The 8,644-nt window shown below is 33.3% G+C and carries 1 protein-coding gene; it reads right to left on the bottom strand.

The window, feature by feature from the left end:
* Positions 1–550 precede the first annotated feature (550 nt).
* The gene (locus U472_RS08215) at positions 551–8,587 is read right to left on the bottom strand and encodes a fibronectin type III domain-containing protein (RefSeq protein ID WP_068717385.1); all 8,037 of its coding nucleotides are present in this window, start codon (positions 8,585–8,587) and stop codon (positions 551–553) included.
* Between the last annotated feature and the right edge of the window lie 57 nt (positions 8,588–8,644).

The raw sequence follows: 8,644 nt of genomic DNA, 5'->3' as shown, positions 1-8,644 counted from the left end.
CTAACCCTTTGACTCTTAAACGGATTCTGTCTGTTACAATCTCATCATAGGATAGGTCAATGAACTTCTCTCCTGCCAATCTATCGATTGAAGGAGCTAGAAAAGGAATCCAATTATCTCCTCTTTTATACTCTACTCTCAGTTCTGTATTCATAGCTAAAGTACCTGATAGCTCTAGGCCCTGAATTAAAGCTCTCTTTTCTAGCTCCAACTCAGCCCAGCCCTCTTGAGCATCAGATTTAAACTTCCAACTAGTTGTCCAATCATTATCTATCAAATAACCTGTTGGATATAATATGTCAGTACTATTACCTGATAAAACCTTATTTACTCCTATATATAAACTATTATCATTAGCCTCTATTGGAAGAGTCAATGCTACTAATAAAACCATTACCACTATTAAACAAGCATTGAATTTTCTAAACATTATCTTCTCTCCTTTCTAATTAAGTAACAAAGTAACGAAAGTGACGAGTAATCAGTTATTATTACCTCTCTTCATCTTTTATCTGTTTCCCCGTCACTTGTTACTAGTTACCTGTTATTACTACCTATTTAAATCCAACAATTCATCAAAGATAAGAATAGTTAATCTACTATCATAATAATCTCCTGCTTTATTTCCATCAAAATAATTTCCAAGTAACTCTGGATTAGAATCTCCATCCTCTTTAATTCCATAAAGCTCATTATTTAAAATTTGGCTATATTGAATTACTGGAGAAGAATTAATTAGATGGATACCTACCTTATTATTTCTTAAAGTTAGATTATTGAACTCTCCATTACTTTCATTTAAGGTAATCCCTCGCTTAGCATTCTCAATAATGGATTCTTCTACACTAATTTGGCTTATACTACTATCAATCTTAATCCCTTCCCATTCTTCTATTATTGAAGATGTAGTAAAGATGATTTGTTTACTGTCTATTCCTTCAACCTTCAAATTACCATAAATAATTAAACTAGTATCCCTTGGGAAAGTAATTTTAGTACCAGGTTCAATAGTTAAGTTAATCCAAGTTGGAACTATAACCGTTCCTGTAATATTCATCTCTCCAAACCAACTCTCATCCATTACCAGACTACCCTCAGTAGTATTTGTAACCTCTATCCATAAACTATCTGAACTCTCTCCTCCATCATTATCGATACAGGTTAAAGTAACTTGATAACTACCAAGCTCTGAGTAAAAATGAGCTGGTGCTTTTTGGTTAGAGACCTCACTACCATCACCAAAACTCCAAATGTATTTAACAACTTCTCCATCTGGATCTGATACCATTGCTGCAAAATCAACTACTCTTCCTTTAAAGGTAGCTAGATCACTACCGACATTTATCCTAGGTTTAGCATTTAAACGAATCTCTTGGGTTACCTTCTGACCTGTATTTCCTGCCAAATCAACTCCATATAGTTCTAACTTATAGCTTCCTTCTAAAAGCTCATCAAATTGATAATTATAAAGAATATTAGCCTGTCCATCTTGCTTATGATAACCCACTTCTGGATTCATACTTCCATCAGGTCTTATCACTCGATAATATACTATAGCCTCCTCACTAACTTGCCATGGCACATCTATTTGTCCTGAATTAGTAACCATTTCTTTATCTTGATTTTCAAGATATATCTCTGGTAAAATTGTATCCACTGTCAATTGCTGACTAAATCCTGTTTTAGACCAAACTCCTAAACGATTTCTAACTTGTAATCCCACATAATACTTCTCATCCTCTATCAAATTTAGATTACCAATATCAATCGTTAATTGCTTCTTGGTAGTTTCATACTCTTCAATACCTGTCCAATCTAAACCTTCTTTACTTTGAACCACTTGATATCTATATCCTGTAATTCCAGTCTCAGGATCATCTGACTCCCAAGTAATATTCCTTATCTCCTCTAAACTAGTAATATAGTTATTGTTATATTCTAATACCGGTATAAGTGGAGAAGTTAAATCAGCAATCACTCCATCATCATAGCCCAATTCTGACCAAAGACCTGCTATATTCTTAGATTGAACCGTTAGATAATAACGTTGATTATGATTTAAATCTAATTTCAGTACTCTGCTATATAGTTCTTGATTAGTACTCACATACTGCCACCCATTAGTAATCTCTGTTCCACCTCTACTTGTACCAATTGCATAACGATACGCAACAATCTCTGTATCATCTTCTATACTTTTCCACTCTATTTTAAAATCAGTAGTTGTATAATCATCATCATGCTTAATCTGTGGCTTAGATGGAGGGGTACTATCGACTACAATTCCATCAGTCTTACCTAACTTGCTAGTTGGAGTCTTAATTCCAGCTCTATTGATACCTCTAATATACACATAATACTTCATACCATCTTCAAAACTCTCTAAACCTATCAATTCTGGAGTAATAACTAGTTGTTGCTTAGTTACCTTCGTCCAATTAAAATTACTTTCATTAGCAGAAGTACTAACAGCAACTTCATAATAATCAATAGGCACATCAGAAGACTTATAATCCCAACTAACAATAATCTTATCTGCAAAAGTTGTAAAATCACCGTAATCTTTAACATTATAAATTTCTGGAGAACCATCAATAATCTTTATCCCATCACTCATACTCTCCATTGATACTAAACCTGCACCATTAATCGCTTTTACCGTAGTAAAGTATATCTCACCTTTATCTAAGCTTAATCCTGCCTCGGTAATATCTTCTCCACTAAACCCTTTATTGGAAATAATCAAGTCACGATTATTAAAGGTTCCTATAGAGTATTCATAATGATCAATACCAGACTCATCATCAGAAGCAGTAAAATGAGCCGATAGAGAATTATTATCTATCAATTGATAGTCTACAAAATCATCTACTTCTGGTGGATTTGGCTTACTAGTATCTATTAAGATTCCATCACTATAACCAATAGAGATCATTCCAGCACCATTAATTGCTTTAACAGCTAAATAGTATTTCTGACCATCTATTAGACCTTCACTAAGTTCTACTTCCCTATTTAAGGCTGCAGATTGCCAGTTGGTATTATTGGTAACCTCTCTTTTGGTCAATAAAGCATATTGATACTCTTTAATTCCTGATTGAGAATCTGTCTTACTCCAATTCCAATCAAAAGCAAGATATTTTTCATTGTTATAACTTCCACCATCTAAAACCATTGGAACAGGTGGCGGTGTCTTATCTACTCTAAAACCATCACTAGTGGTTTCTGCAATTAACCCAGCAGAATTAAGTACCCTTAAAGTAGTGAAATATACCTGATTAGTAGTTAACTCTAATCCTTCTACTATCCCTTCTCCAGAGTTATCCAATTCAATCCAATCACCTGTTATATCATTAGCACCAGGGCTTGTACCAACCTTAACCTGATACTTACTAATTGGTGATTCATTATCTTCAGCCTCCCATTTTAGGTGAAGCTTATTGCCAGCTATATATTCTCCATCATCAATAAGCAAGCCAGTTGGAACAGTAGTATCAACTACAATACCATCACTTAAACCAACTTCAGAATAACTACTTTCTTGATACAATGCTCTTACCTTAATAAAATATTTCATATTATCTTCAAGGTCTAAATTCTCTACTATTAGACTTTGACTATTACCTGCAGTCTGTATAGCTACCTGTTGCCAATTCTTAACGAGATTACTCTCTTTATCAACAATTTGATATTCATAAGCTACAACTTCATCTGGTGTATCTGTAAAATTCCAGCTAAAATGTAATTCCTTATTATTTGCTGTAAAAGCACCATCATCTATTACTTCAGGTCTTGGTTGAATATTACTATTTACCTTGATTGGATTACTACTAAATTCTGTAACTAAATTAGCTTTATTCTTGACTTTGATATTTAAATAATAGGTTCCATCACTTAACTCTTCATCTATTATAAACTGTTGTATAAGATTGGTATCTAGTTCTATCCAGCCATTCTTATCTGGATAAATCTCATTACTAACACTATTGTCTCCTGGACTTCTTCCAATAGAGTAAGTAATATTAGCTAAGTCACTTTCATCGCTTATTTCAAGAGTAATTGGAATCTTATAACCAGGTTTGACTTCATAAAGATCACTTGGCGAATCAATCTCTAGTTCATTACCAGCTATTAATTTATTTATCTCTGGTGCTGTCTGATCGATAATTATTGGCTTACTATATTCAATCATCTCTTGTCCTAATTTGTCCTTAGCTTTAATCGCTAAATAATAGCTTTCTCCATCCTCAACTTGAGCTAAATTCTTTAATTCTGCTAAACTAGTATACCAAACTACTGTTTCTAATTGGTTAATGTCCTTGGCTAAAGCATATCCGGTCTGAGCAATTCCGCTACCAGTATCACTTATATCTGCACTCATACTCAACCCAGCTAAATCATTAAGATAAACTTTACTTCCATAATCAACTACATTATCTAATTGAATATCAGTAATCACAGGTGGCTTAGAATCAATGACCACTCCATTTTTACTAATTATCAACCCACTACTTCTTCCTACTTTATTTACACCCTCAATAACTAAATAATATTCCCTACCTTCTTCTAATGAGATCTCTATAACTTGGTCAAAATCACCTTCCATCTCATTAGTATCAACTGTCACAAATCTATCTATTGCTAAAGAATCTATTTGACTAACCTCATCCTTTGTTATTACAGCATATTTATAATAATCGATGCCTGTTTCAGGTTCAATAAATTCCCAACTTCCATATAAGCTATTTGAATTGGTTGTATAATATTGACCATCAACTAACTGCCCTGCCAGACTAAAATCCTCTATCTGGGGCTTTGTCTTATCTATCAAATACCTTCTACTCAAAAGATTAGTTTCATTTCCTGCATGATCAACTGCTTGTAAGTAAAGTATATTATTTCCGTGAAGAGCTTCAATACTAATATCTTTTTGATATATACCTGCTCCTAGGTTTATGGTTGTTGGATTATCTTCTTCATTCCAATAATACTTAATCTCTTTGATTCCACTGATTTTATCATTTACTTGAACTTCTATCCTTAGTTCTGGTAAATAAACTTCATTAGCTTCAATTATATTAATACTAGGTGCAATTAAATCTACTGTCGAAGTAATAATCTCTGAAGAAATATTCGCACCATACCCATCTTCTACTTCGACCCACCAGCAATAGCTTTGACCATCCACTAAATCACTAGCTAATAATTGATATGATAACTTATCACCATTTTCTATATTACTCTGTTCTTTATTAACGATTGGGTTACCAGCCTTATCAACTACTGTAAAGTAATAACTTAATAAATCTTGATCATAATCAATAACTCTTGCTGTTCGAAGCTCGATAGGCAGATGATTAATATATTTATAAATCTCTTGATCAATTATAGGCTTTGTTGGCTGATGATTTGGTACTTGAATACCATAAATATCAGATTTAACTTCCTCGCCTCGACCATTTCTAGTTACTATCCAGTAATTATATTGTTTATGAGGTTTAACTTGACTAATAAAACTCTCTTGATTGCTATTGGTTATCCATTCACTCTCTTGGATAGGGTTACTAGCACTATTAAGTTCTTGCCACCTTATTTTAAAGGCAGCCGCCTTTACTGGCTTTAAAGTTAAATTAACAGTATGGTCATAACCACCATCTATACTCTCCCCATAGTTAAAACTCTGATTTAAGATAACACCTTCTTCTGGCAAAGAATACCCATAATAACCATTACTCTTAGTTAACCAGCTAGTACTTTCATTTCCTGCTTTATCAACTGCTTTAATTCTAACCCAAATCGGTTCATTATAGTCAAGACCTGTTATACTATATTGAGTATTATTAACCTTATTTATAGCTATAAAGGTAGCATCTTGTTGATTAATTCTTTTATACTCTAGCCTATAATAATCAACTCCACTCTCCCCTTGATCAGTCGGCTGATTCCAATTAATTGTTAGTGAATTTAAGCCTCCTTTATATGTAAAGTCACTTGGATTGTTAGGAGCTTGTTGATCGTAAATAGTAGTTATTACTCTAGCAGAGCTTTCATTGCCAACATCATCTATAGCTGTAAGCCTAATCTCTCTTCTTCCTTCTATAGAATTTAAGGTTACCTCTAAATTACTAATTTTTTGATTGATAGGTACAGCTGTAGTCAATAATCTATCATCTTCATACACTCTAACCTCTTCTACATCATTAGCTACTATTATATTCTTTAAAGTTAGACTTTGATTATTAGTATATAATACATTATCATCAATATTTGCTATACCATCACTGTCGATATTAGCTTCTAATAAAGTAAAATCAGGGCTTTTAGGTGCTGTATAATCAGTCATAAAGTAATAATAATCTGTGGTTACTGTATCATAACCATCATCTACTTCAACACTCCAACGATACCCACCTTCATCTAAATTCTTAGCCATGATACTGACTTGATCTGAATTTTTATTAAAGGTTGTCTCATCTAGTTGATTACTTACAATCCAATCCCCATTAGCATCCATATATTCTAAAATAAATTCATAATCAAGTCCATCTCTATCTCCATCGCTAAAAGGTAGAATACTATATTCTTTACTGCGATCATTGAATTTACTACCACTTTTGGGTGCTATTAAACCTTGAGATTGTGGTTTGTTATTTTTAATCTGAACCGAATATTCTCTACTTGATTGAATTGTATTCTGATCTCCTGCAGAATTGATCGTTTCAACCTTATATTCATACTTACCATGCTTCTCTAATAAAGAATCTCGATCTATGAAAATTTCCTCATTTTGTGTAATCGAGAACCAACTTTTCACTTCTTTAAAACTTGTTTGACTAGCCCCTTTTCTAAGAATACGATATCTATCTGCTTTCTCTTCTAAAGAAGGTATTTCTACTCTTACATAATAGTTTCCATACTCTCCTCCTGTACTTATAGGAGTTTTTATGCTAGCAGTTGCTGGAGCAGTTACTAAGCTCCCCTCATCCATAGCTGATTTATTACCTGCTTTATCAACAGCTCTGACTCTATAGATAACCTTTTGATTCGGTCTGAAATTATTTTTATAATCAGTCTCAGTTACTGTATAGCTACCCATATCTTCTGTTGCTGCGGCTTCACCTTTTAGCAAAGGGTTGTTATATTCATCATAAAATTCAATTTCATAATTAGCTACTCCACTTATATTATCAGTTGATGCCTGCCAATTGATAGTAAAACTTTGAGTTCCAATTTCAGGAGCATCTAATACTGGAGTAGAAGGATCTACTGTATCGATAGTAAAATTAAGCCTAGCTTTTTCATTGAAGTTATCAGCATTGTCCCATGCCTGTAAAGATACCTGATAAGTTCCATCAGCTAAATAATTTGTTCTTTCTGCTAAATAATTTGCCCCACCTGTTACTTGCATAATATTCTTTGAATAAATCTTACTACCATTTCGTTGTGAATAAATGGTGAACCGGTAATTCTTAATCCCACTAACGGGTACCTTAGTACCATCCATTGCTTTCTGTCCTTCAGCATCTACAACCTTGTCCCATTTCACTGTGGGAGTAGGATTATTGATAAATATCTCACTTCCTCTTTTATCATCTATAGTAATATTTCTGATAGGATTAGGGGCAAGATTATCTTTAGTTATATTAGCATCTGGATAAATATTGTTATTAACCTTTACTTTAAAATGAACAGTATAAATGTCATATAAGAAGAAGGCTGTATTTTTCTTTAAATCCATAGTGTAGGTGTACTCTTTTTCTTTTAATACATCTGCTAACTCTCTTTCTGCTGGGGCTATTACATTTTTTTCTATGAAATTACTATCAGATTTCCGTGGAACTAGATACATTTTTGAAACATGAAATCTATATCCCCAAATATTGGTATGACCGTAACCTATTATTATCATGGGATTTTCTGCTATACCATCTGTAGCGGTATAACTCCCACTATAATATGGCCATCCATCGGCTCCTTTACTTCCTTTCTGAGAATTAATTTCTGCACCTCTTTCTGAATCACTATTGCCTATGAACTGCTTAGCCACAATTTTTATCTTTCCAGCATCACCACCATCACCACCATGCCCACCAGAATCTTTATCATGGGCGCCACTTCCATCATCACCATCTCCACCTTTTCCTCCATTACCACCTTTTGTCGTTATTTTACCCTGTATCTTAAAATAACCCTCTCTTGTATTGATTGTTAGATTCTTTCCATGCCCACCATTTTCGCCAGGGCTTCCGGCATCATGACCATTGCCAGCACCTTTACTGCCATCTTTCCCAGCTAAATCAATAGTTCCATAAATTTCAGTATTTCCACTAACATTAATTGTTACAGTAAATTTATTTTTATTTGCTTTATTATAGGTTAGTGTAGCCCCTTCCTCTATAATAAAATTACCCTTAACTGTCAAAGTGACATCACCATTTTTAGTTATCCTCCAAGTACTTCCTCTACTTATTATAAGATTATTGAAGGTTTCATTTCCTGTTATATCCCTAGCATCAATTTCAAAAGAAACTAGAAATAACAACATCAACAATGCTAATACTATTTTAATCTTTAAATGACACTTCATTCTCTTTCTCCTTTCTATAAATTATTTATTTATAAATCTTAACTCTAAAAACCCTAT

Origin of the sequence: Orenia metallireducens (assembly GCF_001693735.1) — a bacterium.
In the GTDB taxonomy this organism is placed as follows: Bacteria; Bacillota; Halanaerobiia; order Halobacteroidales; family Halobacteroidaceae; genus Orenia; species Orenia metallireducens.
This window is presented reverse-complemented; position numbering and strand designations above follow the sequence as displayed.

Excerpts from the sequence above, each read along its gene's own strand:
- U472_RS08215 (WP_068717385.1), bottom strand. The coding sequence starts at position 8,587 with ATGAAGTGTCATTTAAAGATTAAAATAGTATTAGCATTGTTGATGTTG.